Origin of the sequence: Cryobacterium psychrotolerans, from assembly GCF_900101115.1 — a bacterium.
GTDB classification, from domain to species: Bacteria; Actinomycetota; Actinomycetes; order Actinomycetales; family Microbacteriaceae; genus Cryobacterium; species Cryobacterium psychrotolerans.
Genome location: NZ_FNFU01000001.1, coordinates 107,894 through 123,671, shown reverse-complemented (window position 1 = coordinate 123,671; position 15,778 = coordinate 107,894). Strand labels below are relative to the sequence as shown.

Annotated in this window: 11 protein-coding genes; 2 read left to right on the top strand and 9 right to left on the bottom strand. The window is 65.4% G+C overall.

Translation table 11 applies throughout. From position 1 onward, the window contains the following. Positions 1-3: 3 nt before the first annotated feature. From BLQ39_RS00505 to BLQ39_RS00490, 4 genes are all read right to left on the bottom strand, one after another. Positions 4-2,826 carry a Z1 domain-containing protein gene (locus BLQ39_RS00505; RefSeq protein WP_092321125.1) on the bottom strand — a complete coding sequence of 941 codons (2,823 nt, stop codon included), beginning with the start codon at positions 2,824-2,826 and terminating at the stop codon, positions 4-6. Positions 2,827-2,836: 10 nt separating this feature from the next. Beyond that, on the bottom strand, positions 2,837-4,738 hold the full coding sequence (locus BLQ39_RS00500; RefSeq protein ID WP_135109459.1) for a DUF262 domain-containing protein: 1,902 nt from the start codon (positions 4,736-4,738) through the stop codon (positions 2,837-2,839). A 576-nt stretch (positions 4,739-5,314) separates the two neighbouring features. Then, on the bottom strand, positions 5,315-6,673 hold the full coding sequence (locus BLQ39_RS00495; RefSeq protein ID WP_092321124.1) for a DNA cytosine methyltransferase: 1,359 nt from the start codon (positions 6,671-6,673) through the stop codon (positions 5,315-5,317). Positions 6,674-7,136: 463 nt separating this feature from the next. Beyond that, on the bottom strand, positions 7,137-7,703 hold the full coding sequence (locus BLQ39_RS00490) for a hypothetical protein (RefSeq protein ID WP_092321123.1): 567 nt from the start codon (positions 7,701-7,703) through the stop codon (positions 7,137-7,139). A 270-nt stretch (positions 7,704-7,973) separates the two neighbouring features. Here BLQ39_RS00490 and BLQ39_RS00485 point away from each other — a divergent pair, with 270 nt between their 5' ends. Beyond that, on the top strand, positions 7,974-9,323 hold the full coding sequence (locus BLQ39_RS00485; protein WP_241987003.1) for an HNH endonuclease family protein: 1,350 nt from the start codon (positions 7,974-7,976) through the stop codon (positions 9,321-9,323). A gap of 113 nt (positions 9,324-9,436) precedes the next feature. Then, positions 9,437-9,811: a YccF domain-containing protein gene (locus tag BLQ39_RS00480; RefSeq protein WP_092321122.1), complete on the top strand. Its 375-nt coding sequence runs from the start codon at positions 9,437-9,439 to the stop codon at positions 9,809-9,811. 39 nt (positions 9,812-9,850) lie between these two features. On the opposite strand, the gene BLQ39_RS00475 is transcribed toward BLQ39_RS00480, so the two are convergent. The 5 genes from BLQ39_RS00475 to BLQ39_RS00455 form a co-directional block, all read right to left on the bottom strand. Beyond that, positions 9,851-12,064: an MMPL family transporter gene (locus BLQ39_RS00475; protein ID WP_167738582.1), complete on the bottom strand. Its 2,214-nt coding sequence runs from the start codon at positions 12,062-12,064 to the stop codon at positions 9,851-9,853. Between the two features lie 105 nt (positions 12,065-12,169). Then, positions 12,170-12,772 carry a TetR/AcrR family transcriptional regulator gene (locus BLQ39_RS00470; protein WP_092321120.1) on the bottom strand — a complete coding sequence of 201 codons (603 nt, stop codon included), beginning with the start codon at positions 12,770-12,772 and terminating at the stop codon, positions 12,170-12,172. 51 nt (positions 12,773-12,823) lie between these two features. Continuing rightward, positions 12,824-13,540: a hypothetical protein gene (locus tag BLQ39_RS00465; protein WP_135109461.1), complete on the bottom strand. Its 717-nt coding sequence runs from the start codon at positions 13,538-13,540 to the stop codon at positions 12,824-12,826. A gap of 11 nt (positions 13,541-13,551) precedes the next feature. Next, positions 13,552-14,979, bottom strand: coding sequence for an FAD-binding oxidoreductase (locus BLQ39_RS00460; RefSeq protein ID WP_198417121.1), 1,428 nt, complete (start codon positions 14,977-14,979; stop codon positions 13,552-13,554). Between the two features lie 92 nt (positions 14,980-15,071). After that, the gene (locus BLQ39_RS00455) at positions 15,072-15,737 is read right to left on the bottom strand and encodes a cob(I)yrinic acid a,c-diamide adenosyltransferase (protein ID WP_092321118.1); all 666 of its coding nucleotides are present in this window, start codon (positions 15,735-15,737) and stop codon (positions 15,072-15,074) included. Positions 15,738-15,778 lie beyond the last annotated feature (41 nt).

Here is a 15,778-nt window from a genome sequence, read left to right as displayed (position 1 = left end):
CCGTCAGGCAGCGATCCGCGAACCGGCGCGTGTCGCCGCGAATTGCTCGGGGCCACCGGCTGGAATGCACACGCCCACTGTCACGGATGGATTGGGCTGACCTGGCAACTGGTTCACGTAGAATAAAATCTGCCCGTGCGATCCCGGCGGACGCCAGGGGGCGCCATTTGTCACCAGCGGGACCGGTTCCCCCCGACCGTAGTAGTCGAAAAACTCGTCGCCACGGTAGCCGGTTGGGCCCGCGGTCGGGTCGTTGGTTCCCCACGCAGTCTCGAGCTCCCCGTTGCTCCCTACTCTCTTCGCCGTCGCAGGGATCCCGAATCCTAGGTCCGCGAGCGGGCCACTGCTGATCACGGCACCCGCGCCGTAACGGATGCCTACTGAGAACCTCGGCTGCTTAATGCGCTTCTCATGCAGGCTCGCCATCGACCAGAGGTCAGCAGGGGCCCCGGTGACGAAAAGGCCACGAACGGGCCTTGTAAGGCACGCGTCCCAAAGGCGCAGGTATGCCGGGATTACGTACGGGCAATTTTGCCGCACAGGCGAGGGCTGGTCCGCGGAAGGCTCCGGCGGGCAGTACAGCCGCGCGCCGCCAGGCAGCGGCTGGACTGCCGAGACGCGTGCCTGGAGCTGCGACCAGAATTCTCCCAGTTGGTTGTCCGAACCGGGACGGTAGGAATCGAATTCGAGACGATTCAAGAGGTCGGCGGCTTCCGTCAGCGACAGCGTGCCGTTGAGCACCCGGCCTCTCGCCTTCCGCCCAACTACCAATTCGGACGACGACCCGGCCTCAAAGAGGTCGGCGATGAGTTTCGCATTCGGGTCGGGCGCCGAGCCGTCATTTAGGAGTGTCACGAACGGTTTGGAACTCGGGCATAGCGGCTTGCGGCCGAGGTTTGCGATTTTCCCCGTGGCGAGGAACTGCAGGCCGTGCAGCACGACGGGGGCGGGTGCCGTGCCCTTCATCGCTTCGGCGATAGCAACGCGTACAGCTTCGTCTATGTCGTGATAAGCCCTGAATAGGTCGAGTTGTGGCCCTGTAGCGAACAGGCGACACAGTTCGATGTGAGATCCCCTGTACCCAAACCAGCGCTGCATCTGCATCTGGGTGTCCGCGAGCGGGGTCGATGAGCCTCGTTGGAACAGCGCGGTTGTCATTCCCTCAAGCGTGAGCCCACGTGCCATGACATTGCCAGACACGAAAATCGTGGAGAGGTCCCGAGCGGCTCGCCACCTGCCCGTGGTCGCATCGAGGGTTGGCTTATACATGGGGCGGTCGTCAGCGGCAGGGTCGCTGTTGACCACCGAAACTCGCGTACCGGGGATGATTTCACTCACCAATAAGTGCCTGATGACTTTCCAATCGGGCACCGTGCGGGGGTTCATGACGTTGAACTCAGTGCTGACCTGGTTCAACGAGTGGCGGTATCGGTCGACCCATGCAGCCCACAATGTTTCTTCGTCTGCCATCTTGCAGATGAGGCTGGCTGGGAGGCGCGCGTCTCCAGTTTCCAAAAGTTTTCGCGCTGTGACGCGGTCCGTTGCGCCGGCCCAAAGCAATACGTCCTCGGCGCCCTTGAAGTGCTCCCCGATCTCCGCCGACGGGTGGAAGAGCATCGAGTGGGGCTCCGGAGAGGCCGCCAACGCCTGCTCGGTGCTGTCGAAGTCAGCCCCGGCGAGAGAGCGCGGTCCCATTTTTCCGGCGGTCGCTCTGTGGAGTCTGATGGCGCCGGCCACCAGGAACGCGCGGACGGACTCTCCAAGCTCGTCATCAACTTGGCCGGTGAGTTCCACACAAAGTCCCGCGGACGCGCCCCTGCGGTAGTAGACCTCACCACCTGTGTAGAAGCTATCGAGCCCAGCTGGTTCGGGGTAGAACGACGACCTCGGCGCATCTTCGTCGCTGAGGTTGACAGGATGTCCGACGTCGAGTGGCGTCCGAAGGGAGACGACGAAGTCGCGCGGAGCCAATGGGTTGTGGTCCTCCTGCAGCAAGTTCGCCTGCGGTGTCGCTGTGTACCCCACATAAGTGGCGAACAAGTTGGACGGTGCACTCGTCGCGCGGGGGTCCCAGAGATCTGCGATGGCGCGGGGAATCTGCTTGAGATTTCCTGCGATCGGGTCCTGGCCAGCCTCCACAACAGCGTCCAGGACTGACCCATCATCCGCCTCGTCGTCGAGCACGAGCATGTGAACTGGACGCGAGAGCGCCGCCACTGCGTCAAAGACGCTACCGCGTAACGAATTCCCAAGTGCGTGAAGGTGGTTGGTTTGCTTCATAGCGACTACGATCAGAGGTTGCCTCGCGCCCAGTTTCCTCCTGACCTGCGCGGATGACATCCGGTACGTCTCCTGGAGGGACGTTGACTCATCTGAGAGGGCGACGCCAGGCCGGGGGCACAATATGCGACGTGCCGCTTTGGCCGCGCTATCCGACCCCGAATCGAGCTGCTCGGACAAGCGCTCGTAGGTCTGACGCCATAGTGACAAGCGCGTACCGGCGAGGACGACGACGATGTCGACGCCGCGATCAAGAGCGAGCGCCGTGACACCGAGCATCGACGCGGTCTTGCCTGACTGCACGGACCCCATCACAAGGCCAGTCCTAACCTTGTTCGCGGGCCAATCGGCCACGCCAGGTTCCCCGGCACCGAAAATGCCGCGGTTCAGAACGTACTTGCAGTCGGCCTCTAGCGCATCACGGGAGGTTGCTGTGAGTCGTTTCAGTTCCGCAGCATAGCGATCCCACCAGGAGCCGACCAGTTCCATTGATGAAGGGATCGGACTGAAGTACACGCGTTCGATAGTCGTGTTATGCACTGTCATATTGCTGCCACTACTCTGCCGTCTTCAGGATCGAGCCGAGGAGGGACTCAACCCCGGACGAGCCGAATCGCTTGCGGATCTCGTCCGATGCGGCCGTGACGTCAACGCCCAGCCCCTCAACCAAGCCCCGCGCGAGCCTCGCGATATAGTCCCACTGGGTTCGCGTCTGAGTCTTTTCGGGTCGCGTCCATGCCTCTGTAGCTGTCGCGGCGCGGATAGCGTCCGCGGAGGCGGCGATTCGATCCTCGATGTCATCGGGGGCGCCGGCCAACGCGATCGTGATGCCGACCAAGGAGCCAACGAGTTGCAATTCTTGCCACTTGGCGCCCTTATCGCCATCCTTGAACTTGTCCGACCAAAGTTCGTCGTGCGCAGCGTGAATATCCGCTGCTCGGGCGATCAGACCAAAGAGGTCCGCGATCGTTGCATCGTTGCGCAGCGCATGCGAGCTCTTCTCCTGAACTGCGCGGAGCAAGAGGTCGATGTGTCGGGCGGTCGAAGCCAAGTCTCTGCCGCCGGTGTCGCTGAGGAGCACGGCTATGACCCAGCCCAGTACTTTCGTCCGGCGGTACCGAGCGTCGCCAAAGCCGTATTCCTTCAGCGTCTTGCCGAGGTCCTGAATGCCAGGGACATCGGCTAGCGAGGGGGCGATCTCCGCGATACTGTTCCGAGGACTCGCGTCGCCTGCAGCGACGAGAAGCGCTTTCGTGAGTTCGATGTCATGGTAGATCGCGTTGCGAATCTCCTCAGCGTTTAGGTGCATGCCCTGCTTGTTGTAAAGCTTGAATACCTCGTGGATCTGACTCTGGCTCGCTTTGGTGTACTCGATGACCGGAACCTTGTAGTCCGGCGCGCCCTCGAAAAGGTCCTCCACTGTCACCTCCTGGTCAGCAACGTGGATCGTGTTGCCTCTGATTTGGGTGAAGTACTTGCCGCGCAGAAGCCCAAGATCGGGACCGACGAGTCCACCCTTCTCATCGGCACGAAGTTTGAACGGGAAGTAGTAGTCGTCTTCAAGCTTCGCCGTCAGAGGCTCGCCCATGACCTGCTTCCATGCCTTCCTGAACGTTGGGTAGTCAGTGGTGAAGTGCATCTTCAGGCCGGCGTCAGGGTACTTTTCATCCGCCTCGGCGACCTTCAGGAGTGCGATCGGGTGCTGTCCCACGAAGCGCAGAATCGCCGTCAGACGTTGCTTGCCGTCGACTACGTCGTGAGGTGTCGTTCCCCCGGTCCGGAGCAGGATGATGGAGGGCAGTGGAATACCGCGCAGGATGGACTCAATCAGGGCCTGGCGGTCGCCGGTACGCCACACGTCACCACGCTGGTACGACGGTGTGAGGTTCAGCTTCTTCTTTGTCAATTGGAAAATGTGCCAAACATCGGCCTTGGCTGTTACCGGCTCGGGGACCACTGTTTCGGCGCTGTCTCCCTCGGCATCCCAGGCTGCTTTCCAAGACGTGGTAGCAGATGCCCGGCTACCACCCTCGGCGTCGATTTCGGCAAGGAATGCTTGCTGCAGTCGGATTGCCAGTTCGGCGCGCTCGCTCAGCCTCTCGAGAGCGGTCTCTGTGAGTTGAGAGCCGGCTCCCGTCACGTACACGCCATCTCCCTGATTCTCGAACCCAAGGGCGGTTACAAGGTTCTCCACGAATCCAGCGGCGTCGGAGGTCGGGAGGTCGCGGTCGAAGTCAAGCCAGCCCTGAACATCTGCCAGGCGCGACATCCAAGCATCGGAGCCGAAGTCGACATCGCTTGCGTCGAACTGGGCGTTCGTTTGGTTCAGGCCGGCCGGCGCATCCGCAGCCTCCGACATTTCTGCAAGTGATTCTGCGATCCTGTCCTGCAGTTGTGCGAGCGAGTCTTGCTCGGCCTCGTCAATGCTGTCTGTCATTAGCAAATCGCTGTCTGTCATTGGCAAATCGTCCTTTTCTCACTAAACCATGTTGATCTAGGCATCATCTCGGTGCGGAGTGGTCTACTTCAGGGCCTGAAGTCGGCGAGCACGGCTCTGCGACAACCCCTCCCAATGCGCGCGTTCAGCGCGTTGACGAAAGCCCTGTATGCAGGGTCGCTCTTCGGCAGTTGTGAGGGTGGTGAGGGTTGGCTCCCGCCCCGCTGCAAACAGCCGCAACGCCTGGTTCGTGGAGTGCTGTAGGGAATCCTCCGAGGGCAAAGAAGCCGATGAATCGGAACGTCGAGGCTCCACCAGACACTTGACCTCCCCAACTCAATCGACTATCGCCCACCATAGCGGCGGGCGCATGCGGCGCATGAAGGCTCGCCGCCCCGATCGGCCCGATCCCGGCAAGGAGGATCTACAAATCACTCGTCTTGGATTTACGCAGCGCCCACCGTGTCGACCATGTCGGCCATGCGGAGTACTTTCGTGTCGCCGCCACGACTGTGAGTCTCAGAACATCATTTGTGACTGAGTACCCCAGGGCATGGCCAACCATCTTGAACGACCGCTGCGCAGAGCGATCTCGGGCTAGGCCGCCAGAGTCTGGGCGCCACGTACTCCGCCTGCAGCGAGCAACGATTGAGCGATCAATTCCACGACATGAGCGTTTACGGCATTACCTAATGCCTTGTACGCTGCACCAATTTGAGACGGGAGTTCAATCATGCCAAGGCTCTGGAGTCGCGCGCATTCCCGTTGAGTCATGAATCTTCGTTCCCAGGCGATGATCGGAACTTGCGTCGCTGTCATAGCCACAAGTGTCGGAGCAGATTGAACTCTCTTGAGCCGGATCCCCGACGCTCGTTGCTGAAGGACGTACTTCCATACCGTGCGTTCTTCTCCTTGGGCATTCCATTCAAATTTCTGCAGACTGCTTGGGAACACCGCTACCCGCGGGAGCCAGGGGTCAATCCAAGACTGATTCTCTGTGTAGAACTCTCTATTTTGCCGAAGAAATCTCTTTTTCCAACGAGGGTATTCGGCCCCGGGCCGTTTCGCGTGGCTCGGCAGATGTCTCAGAATCTCGCTTTCGGTCATTCCGTCGAATGAGACTCCGAAGGATCCTTTGAACGGGTGTAGAGCCGTAGGACCTTCGGCGGCAAGCATTTCCAGCGGAGTCGTCGTCTCGTACGGGTAGTCCGCCCCCCACTCCATGGACCATAAAGGGAACGATGGAAGGTCAGTGGACGCAGGGCTGGAGGTAAGAAAGTCATCCCACATTTCGAGACTGCGGAGGAGTAAGTCGGGTATCGCTCTCGCCTCAGGGGGATTGGCGTCGAGCACGGTACTGATATGCGTTTTCGCGTCCGTGGGCGTTGGCCAAGCGAACGACTCCATCGAGTCGAGAGAACCGACCATGTAGAGCCGCTCACGGATCTGAGGAACTCCGAACTGATGAGGCGAAAGCCTTTCAGCCCGGATCGTATATCCGAGGTTTCCAAGCTCGCTTCTCATCCGCGCAAAAGTCTTGCCTTCGTCGTGCTTCAAGAGATTCGGGACGTTCTCGAGTATGAAGTTCTTAGGACGCTTGGCCTCGAGGATTTCAAGCACATTGAAAAATAGTCGGCCTTGTTCCGTGTGCTCAAACCCGAGTTGATCTCCTGCTTTGGAGAAGGGTTGGCAGGGGAAGCCGGCCGCTAGGAATTCGTGGTCAGGAACAAGCACAGCACTAATGGTCGTTATGTCGCCATGTGGCCGCATTCCGTAATTCCGCTGATAGAGATCCTGAAGGCCCTCCACCCACTCGCAAGCGAATACGCATGAACCACCTAGTTTTGCCAAGGCGGTGTGAAAGCCGCCTAGACCAGCGAAAAGGTCTACAAAGCGAAACGTCGAGGTTGCACTGACTGATGTCTGTGTCAATTCGACGTACTTTGGGCTTTCCATGGGACCTCCGGCTCGAAACTTGGCACTGCTCATTCTGAGGCATACCTGCGACATAGCGGTTCAACACCGCGGCGTGATCCGCCGTCGCGGAACTCGATCTCAGACTCGGCCGGCTGACACTTCAGCGTAGTTGCTGCGTTCGGGTCTTTCGCGCCGCTGATCGTCACGACGGCTGGCGTTCCCGTCCCGCGTGTGAACACATCGAGAAGAGCCAGGTCGAGTTCGTCAGCAGAGTCCGCAGCAAAGTCGCAGCCTCCTTCGGATTCAGCGTGCGGGCGCAACAGTGCCCGCTCACGTCACGCAATCGGCTATACGTGCGAGCCATTGTGTGCGGTCGGGTTCCGGTCAGAGCGGTCTTGGACGAAAGGGCCGCCCACGATCGTGGCCGCAAGCGGCCGCGCGGATACCCCGCGGCCAAGTCGCGTCGCACCGCTGACAGGCGGTCCATCCGGCGCAGCCCGAGTTACCGGCCGAGCAGTACCGCCAGCGCCGGGTTGTCGATCTCGGCGCCGAGCAGCCGGGCGGCCTGACCGGCGCTTTCGTCGCCCAAGGCCTCGGCATGAAGCAGCGAACGGGCCATGAGTTCCTTCATACCGGTTCGGGATGTCAGGGAACCCATCAACCCCGCCCAGATCGCGGTGTCGGGGTGGCCGTGGCAGCGGCCCAGCTCGCACTGGGCGTCCAGCCAGACATACGGGTCGGCGAGACGATTGCAGCGAATGCGGGCATCCGCGAGAATCTCGAACGCGCGCTCCGACTCCCCCGCGGCCTCGGCCACCAGGGCGAGCCCCCTGGCCGACATGCCCTCCCAGCACGGGTCGCCCAGCTGGCAGGCCCGCGCGAAGGCCTGGTCGAAGAACGCGGACGCCCCGGCCGGGTTGGACCGCCCCAGCTCGACCTCTCTGCGCAGGGCCTGGGGCCAGGGCAGGAGAGCGAGCCATTGGCTGCGCGTGCACAGGTCGAGGGAGAGGTCCAGGCACCGGGCTGCCTCATCGAAGTCGCGGCGGAGCAGGTGAATGCGCCCGAGCATCGACAGGGCGAAGGCCTCCCTCCGCCCCTCGCCGGCGGGGAGCTGTAGCGCACTATTACCGAAAGGTAATGGGCGTCGACGGATTACCCTTCGGTAATAACTTCTTGCACCGCGGATACGCCCACGACACAGGAACGACCTGGCAGCGGCGTCCGGAGCCACCACGATTCGGCCCCCGTATTGGGGCCCTGACCGGGACGTCCGTTCGCCGGAAACGCTGCGGCGCGCGCCTAGGTTTGAAACGCACGCCGTGTCAGCCAGAGGAGCCCCTTGACCAAGCCCGCATCGCCCGGTACTTCAGCCGGCCCTCGCCGCTTCCGGCCCCGCCCGGGCACCGTGATTGTCATCGCCATCATCGCGTTCTTTGTTCTTGTCGGCGGCGCCTCCGCAGGCTTCCCCGGGATGCTGATGATGGCCGGTCTGGCCGGCCTCGGCACAGCCCTGTATTCGCTGGTGACCGGCCGCAAGTCCTGGGCGAGGATCCCGTCTCGGGGCATCGCCGCGGCCGCACTCGTCGTTGCCCTCGTCACCACGAGCATTGGCGCCTCCGCCTACGACGCCCCCGCGGACCTCGCGGGTAGTGAGACCGACGTCACGACGTCCGCCGCTGTTGAGAGCACCCCCAAGCCGACGCCCACCAAGAAGCCGGAACTTCAGGCTGCGTTCACAGCCGAGGCGCCGGTTGATCCAGACGTCACCAAGGCCTCCGGTGACCGAGCATCCGTCGCCATCGCTGATCGCACTGCCACCAGCACAACCGCGCAGGCCTTGCTCGCGACACTCCCGGTGAAAGGCAGAGCCCCCAAAACCGGCTACGCGCGGACGGCCCAATTCGGCAGCGCCTGGCTGGATGTTGACCGCAACGGATGCGACACCCGCAACGACATCCTCACCCGCGACCTGACCAGGACTTTTCGCTCCGGCCCCTGCAAGGTACTGAGCGGCCACCTGGACGGGCCGTACACCGGGAAGTCGATCAGTTTCGTGCGCGGGAACACGACGTCGATGCTGGTGCAGATCGACCACGTCGTCGCGCTGTCGAACGCGTGGCAGACCGGTGCGCAGCTCCTCACCCCCGCGCAGCGCATCTCGCTCGCGAACGATCCGCTCAACCTGCTCGCCGTGGACGGCAGGACGAACGCCCAGAAGGGCGACGGGGACGCGGCGACCTGGCTGCCCCCGGTCAAGTCCTACCGCTGCCAGTACGTCGCGCGACAGATCTCGGTCAAGGCAACGTATGGCCTGTGGGTCGTTCCGGCCGAACTCGCCGCCATGACGCGCATCCTGTCGTCGTGCCCGGATCAGCCGGCGATGACGTCGGCCTTCGCGCCCGCCCCCAAGCCGGCTCCCAAGCCCGTCGCGACCGTTGCGCCTGCCCCGGTCGTCGTTGTCCCTGTGCCGATTCCGGTGCCGGCTCCGGTCGCACCGGCTCCGGCGCCCGCGCCCGCGACGGCTCCTGCTCCAGCCCCTGCCCCGGCCCCGGCTCCCGCCCCCAACGTCGTCCACCCCGGAGCGTTCTGCGCTCCGGCAGGGGCAACCGGTGTCACGACCATCGGTACGCCCATGATCTGCGGCACAACAACCAACAGCCCCGACCGGGCTCGCTGGCACAAGCGGTAGCGCTGAGGGAACGCGCAAGGGTCACGCGCCCAGGGGCCGCAGCATCCGCGGATGCCTGCGCATCCGCGGATGCCTGCGGCCGATGAACGCGACCTGAGAGAATAGGAGCAATTATGAAGACCCTCCTCAACATCATCTGGCTCCTGCTCTCGGGCATCTGGCTCTTCCTCGGCTACATGCTGGCGGCGCTGATCATGTTCGCGCTCATCATCACCATCCCCTGGGGAATCGCGGCGGCGCGGATCGGCGTCTACGCGCTCTGGCCGTTCGGCAAGACCGTGGTCGACAAGCCAAGCGCGGGCGTCGGCTCCCTCCTCGGCAACGTCGTCTGGGTGGTGCTGGCCGGCTGGTGGATCGCGCTCGGACACCTCGTCTCCGGCATCGCACTCTGCATCACGATCATCGGCATCCCGTTCGGGATCGCCAACTTCAAGCTGATCCCGGTCGCGCTCATGCCGCTCGGCAAGCAGATCGTGGACATGCCCTAAGCGTCTCGCCGTAGGCACTCACGCTCGTCCCTCAACCCCTCAGCGGCCAAACAGGGGCGCGGGTACGGGCTCGGGCGCGAGGGCGGGCTCGGGCGCGGGCGCGAGGGCGGGCTCGGGCTCGGCCGACGAGCGACGCTTCGTGCGCCCCCAGGCCGCGCGGCCCGCGATCGCCAGCAGAGCCGGCACGAGCACCAGCATCACGACGAGCGCGTACACGGCGATGGCCATGGCCAGGCCGAAGCCGAACATCGTCACGGTGCGCTGGTCGTTGAGAATGAAGCTGCCGAAGACGACGACCATGACGGATGCCGCGGCCAGAATGACCCTGGCCGTCGCGGCCAGCCCGTCCCGAACCGCCCGGTTCGGATCTCCCGTGCGGGCGAGCTCCTCCTTGACCCGGCTGAGCAGGAACACGGTGTAGTCGGTGGACAGGCCGAAGAGCACGGCGAAGAGCATGACCGGAACGAACGACTCGACCGGGCCGGGCACAACCCCGAGCAGTTCGGCCGGCCACCAGCCCCACTGGAACACGGCGACAACGGGACCGTAGGCGGCCCCCACCGCGAACAGGTTCATGACCACGGCCATGGCCGCGATGAACGGCGCCCGGAACTCGATCAGGAGAACGATGAAGGCCAGCACGACGACCACCAGGATGAACCAGCCGATCTGCGCCAGCAGCGTGTCGGCCAGGTCGATACTGGTCGCCGTCGCCCCGCCGACGTGGGCGGCCGCGCCCGGCGCCGCCTCAGGCAGGACCGTGTCGCGCAGGTCGTGGACCAGCGTTTCCGTGGCCGCGTCATCCGGCGAACTCGTGGGGATCACCGTGTACAGCGCGGTCGCCCCGTCCTCCCCGAGCCGCGGCGGGGTGACCGCGCTGACGCCGTCGGTTGCCGCCAGTTCGGCGTGCAGTTCGGCGCTCGCGGCCTGGTTCTCGGCCGGCGTCGAATCGTCGCCGAAGTCGACGGTGACCAGGAGCGGGCCGGCCCAGCCCGCACCGAACCCGTCCACGATCAGGTCATAGGCCTTCCGCTGGGTGGTGTCCGCGGCCTGGGATCCGCCGTCGGCCGTGCCGAGGCGCAGCGACAGCAGCGGCAGGGCCAGAATGGCCAGGACGAGAACGGCGGCGAACGCGGCGACCCATCGGCGGCGCTGAATGCCTCCCACCCAGCCACGCCAGCCCGACGCGGGCGAGGATTCCGGCTGGCCGGCAGCAACCCGGCCGGCGGCATCCGTCGTGGCCGGGGTCTTCTTGCCAATCTTGCGCACCCGCACCCGGTCGAGGTTCCGGCCGAAGATGGCCAGCAGCGCCGGCAGCAGGGTGACGGATGCCAGCATCGTCGCGCTGACCACGATGGCGCTGGCCAGGCCCAGTGACGACACGAACGGGATGCCGATGGCATAGAGGCTGAGGATGGCAATGATCACCGTGGCCCCGGCGACGAGCACAGAGCGGCCGGCGGTGGTCATGGCCGCTGCGATCGACTCGTTCGGGGCCAGGCCCCGGGACATCCCCTCCCGGTGTCTGGTCACGATCAGCAGGGCGTAGTCGATGCCTACGCCCAGGCCGATCATGGCGGCAACGATGGGACCGGACGTGCCGATCGTCACCGACGAGGCGAGCATGGAAATCGAGGCGAGCCCGATGCCGAGGGCCATCAGGGCGGTGAGCAGCGTGACCAGCATCGCGAACAGTGAGCCGAACACCAGGAGCAGCACCAGGGCCGCCGCGAGCAGCCCGAAGGCCTCGCCGCCGGATGGCCCGGACTCGGCCTGCGCGGCGGGGCCGCCGAATTCGACCTGGCCGCCGGCATCCCGCACGCCCTCGAAGGCCGCCTGGGCCTCGGTCACCGTCTCGACCGGGATGTCCTTGGCTCGCTCGGTGAACTGGATGGTCACCATCGCCGTCATGCCGTCCTCGGACACCATCGGCTGGGGCGGCCCGTACGGCGACCGCGCGGCGGCCACGCCGTCCAGCGCGGCAACCGTGGCCACGGCATCCTCCACCGCGGCGCGCAGGGCCGGCGATGTGACGGGCTCGCCGGCATCCGCGCTGTGAACGATGGCCTGCATGCCGTCACCGGCAAGCTCGGGGAACTGCTCGCGGAGGGTGTCGTAGGCGGCCTGCGAGTCGGTGCCGGCGAGGGTCAGGTCGTTGTTGAACGTTCCGCCGATCGCCCGGCTGCCGAGCAGAGCGCCCACGATCAGCACCAGCCACACTCCGACCACGATCCAGCGGTACCGGGTTGACATGCGAGCGAGTGCAGAGAGCACGGGTAGTCCCATCACGGTTCATCGAGTCCGGCGGCACCATTCGGGCCGCCTGAACCGAGACTAGACGAAATGAGACACCGTTGTCTAGTTTTGTCGATCGCCCGTCGAGTCGTCCGCCGCGATCCCGCCGACCAGGGTGCGGAAGATCAGGTCGGACACCTCCGCGTCGGAGTGTTTCGTTTGCGGCGCCGCCCGCACCGCCGAAATGAGCAGCGAGGCCATGGCCGTGACGATCCACTCCGGCGAGAGATCGGCACGGATGTCGCCCTCGGCCTGCCCCCGCTTGATGACCTCGACCAGGGGGGCGAGCACCTGGTCGCGCTGGGTGAGGAATCGCGCGTTGTGGTCGGACGCCCGGATCAGAATGATCCGGAAGCGCATCCCGTGCTTGCCCAGCGAACCGATCACGCGCCGGAGCACCTCCAGCGCGTTCCCCTCGTCGAGGCGACACGCGATGAGGGTCTCCGACGCGCGCGCGAGGGCCTCGGCCTGGATGGCCCCCAGCAGACTCTGCCGGTTGCTGAAGTGGCGATACAGGGTCGCCCTGGTCAGATTTGCCGCCTGCGCCACATCCGCCATGGAGGAGTCGGGGTCGCGGGCGAGTTCATCGGCCGCGGCCTCGAGGAGGGCCCGACGGTGGCGTTCGACGTCGATGCGCGGGACCGCTGGCTGTTTGGGGCTGGGCATGCTGCCTTTCCGGGGAGTGCGTCGACCTCGACGATACGCGACGAGAACGGATCAGCCGGTGTTGGACGCACTCCGCCGGCCCCGGCGCCGCGTGGCAGGAGCAGCAGCATCAGCACCAGCACCAGCACCAGCACCAGCACCAGCCGGCCGCTTCCGAAGCTGAACGCCGAGCATGACGAACCAGAGCGGCCAGGCGAGCCAGACCCCGCCGGCGATGAAGACTCCGAGGCCGAGGGTAAGCACCTGCGGCACGGTCAACCACGGAAACAGCGCGCTGACGCCCACGATGAGCAGCCCGACCAACAGTCCGGCTCCCACGAACTCACCGCACCGGCTGAGCAGCCTGGTGAAGACTCCCAGTTGGTACAGGCTCGTGTTCGCCCACAGCATCCAGACGGCCTGGAGGAGGAGCGCGATGATCGCGATGACGGTGGGGGCCTCGAACGCGAGCAGGCCGAGGGCGAGCAGGCCGAGGGCGAGCATGACCGAGGAGACCGCCGCGACGACCGACGCGGCAGCGACGAGGCGCACGAAGACGCGCGACCCCGGCGAGTTCTCGGCCGGCCGACTCACGTGCCACACCAGCACCGCGACCATGACGTTGCCGACCGCGGAAAGAGCGTCGTTGACTCTGCCGTAGTTGTAGGGCCCGGTGAAGGGCACCTCGACGATGAACATGGCGATGAAAAACGCACCGGCCGTGAGGGTGACGCCCGCCGTCGCGAACGCGACCCAGGACATCCGTGCATTCGTTTCCTTGGTGCTCATGCTCAAGGGTCTCACCCCGAAGCTGGCAAAGGCGCGATGTTCTGGTTGAGCCGGAAGAAGTTCTCCGGATCCCAGGCGCGCTTGAGAGCGCGGAGCCGCGTGTACTTCGCCTCGCCATACGCCTGCCGCACGCGCTCCTCGCCTTCGTCCATCAGGAAGTTCACGTAGACGCCGGTGTGGAAGGGAGCGAGGTCCGACCAGAAACTGCGCACCCAGTCGCGTTCCCGCTCGAAGCCGTCGGCGCCCTCGGTGGCGGCGGTGATGTTGAACGTATGGCCGGCCGCGCGCCCGTGGAAGGCGGTGTCGTCTTCGCCCACCCTCGCCGCCGCTCCCCCGCCGTGCCAGATCGGGAATGCGGTCAGCGGGGACGTGATCCGTGCCGCGTGGTCGGCGGTGATGTCGATGACCTCGTCGGTGAGTTCGGCGACATCGCAGGAGCGCATGTAGTACCACCAGCCGGGCGGGTAGCCGGGGTCGAACATGGCCTGATGCTCCAGGAACGGCTTCGGCCGGCACAGGTCCAGCACCGGGGACCCGAACTCCTTCAACGGCCGGATCACTTTTTCGCCGTCCTCCACCGGCCCCGCGTAGCAGCTGACCACGGCGACCACGGGCTGCCCCCGCAGTTCGGCCGGTATATAGGGGACATCGGCGGCACGGCGGTGCACGACCATGGTCATGAGCTCGTCGGGCGCATCGGCAATCCAGTCGCGGTAGAAACGCAGCACCTTCGCCGAATCGGCCCCGGGCCAGAAGACCGGCCCGGCCATCACGATCGGACCGACCCGGCTCAGCGCGAACTCGAACTCGGTGACGATGCCGAAGTTGCCGCCGCCCCCGCGCACTCCCCAGAACAGCTCCGGGTTCTCGGTGGCACTCGCCCGCACGAACCCACCGTCGGCGGTGACCATCTCCACCGACAGCAGCTGGTCGATGGACAGTCCGTACTTGCGCATCAGCCAGCCCAGCCCGCCACCGAGGGTCAGCCCGGCGACACCGGTGTGGGTCACGATCCCCGACGGCGCGGCGAGCCCGTACTCCTGCGTGGCGCGGTCCAGGTCGCCAAGGAGCGCGCCGGCCTCCACGCGCGCCGTGCGGGTCTCGGGATCGACCCGGATGCCGTTCATCGGCGACAGGTCGATCACCAGTCCGTCGTCGCAGGCGGAGTACCCGGGAAAACTATGCCCGCCGCCGCGCACGGCGACCAGGACATTGCTGCCCCGGGCGAAGCGAACCGCCGCGATCACGTCCTCCCGCGATGCGCAGCGCGCGATCAGGCCCGGGAACCGGCTGATCGAGCCGTTCCACACCCTGCGCGCCTGGTCGTAGGCCGCGTCGCCCGGTCGAACCAGCTCGCCGTTCAGGTGCGTCGCCAAGTCGGCGACGGCGCGCTCACCGACGTCGACGCGGCCGCTGCTGATGGTCGCCAACATGGTCATGGAGTCCTCATCCTCGCGTCCCCGTGACCATGGTAGAACCGAGCCGCGCCCCGCGACAGGGGCCGGTGCGAAAGACCGCGTGCAGGGATGCCTCAGCCGGGCTGGTCCGCCGAGTCGCCCGCGGGGTCGTCCGCCGAGTCGTCGCCGCCATCCTCCTGCGCCATCGCCCGCGCCGACGCTTCGGGCATCCACTTCACGTCGCCGAGGTCGGCATTGGCCCCACGGGCCAGCACGAACAGAAGTGACGACAGCCGGTTCAGGTACGCGGCCCCCAGCGGGTTGACGGACGTCGGGTGCTCCTCGACGGCCGCCCAGACCCCACGCTCCGCACGGCGCACGACGCCCCGCGCCTGGTAGAGCAGCGCTGCGGCGACCGTGCCCCCCGGCAGCACGAAGCCGCTCAGGTCGGCGGCCTGCTGCGCGAAGTGATCGACGGCACGCTCGAGCCGGGCGAGGTGCGACTCGCGGATGCGCGCAGCCGCCGGCTCGGGGTCGTCGAGCGGAACCGACAGGTCGGCCACCAGATCGAATAGGTCGTTCTGCACGCTGGCGAGGGTCGACGTCACCTCGAGGGGCAGACCACCGACCGCCATGGCGACGCCCACTGCCGCGTTGGCCTCGTCACAGTCTTCGTAGGCGGCGACCCGTGCGCCGGTCTTGGCAACGTCACCGTGCCGGCCGAAGCTGGTGCGGCCGGAATCGCCCTTGCCGGTGTATGAGGCCGGTTGAGCCGGTTCGAATTCATCGAGGTCAGCCATAGCGCCACTATAGTAATCTCCCCGGCATCCGCGTAGCGTCT

Coding starts and splice junctions, on each gene's coding strand:
- BLQ39_RS00495 (WP_092321124.1), bottom strand. CDS start 6,673: ATGGAAAGCCCAAAGTACGTCGAATTGACACAGACATCAGTCAGTGCA.
- BLQ39_RS00455 (WP_092321118.1), bottom strand. CDS start 15,737: ATGGCTGACCTCGATGAATTCGAACCGGCTCAACCGGCCTCATACACC.
- BLQ39_RS00470 (WP_092321120.1), bottom strand. CDS start 12,772: ATGCCCAGCCCCAAACAGCCAGCGGTCCCGCGCATCGACGTCGAACGC.
- BLQ39_RS00465 (WP_135109461.1), bottom strand. CDS start 13,540: ATGAGCACCAAGGAAACGAATGCACGGATGTCCTGGGTCGCGTTCGCG.
- BLQ39_RS00490 (WP_092321123.1), bottom strand. CDS start 7,703: ATGCTCGGGCGCATTCACCTGCTCCGCCGCGACTTCGATGAGGCAGCC.
- BLQ39_RS00475 (WP_167738582.1), bottom strand. CDS start 12,064: ATGTCAACCCGGTACCGCTGGATCGTGGTCGGAGTGTGGCTGGTGCTG.
- BLQ39_RS00500 (WP_135109459.1), bottom strand. CDS start 4,738: ATGACAGACAGCGATTTGCTAATGACAGACAGCATTGACGAGGCCGAG.
- BLQ39_RS00505 (WP_092321125.1), bottom strand. CDS start 2,826: ATGACAGTGCATAACACGACTATCGAACGCGTGTACTTCAGTCCGATC.
- BLQ39_RS00480 (WP_092321122.1), top strand. CDS start 9,437: ATGAAGACCCTCCTCAACATCATCTGGCTCCTGCTCTCGGGCATCTGG.
- BLQ39_RS00460 (WP_198417121.1), bottom strand. CDS start 14,979: ATGACCATGTTGGCGACCATCAGCAGCGGCCGCGTCGACGTCGGTGAG.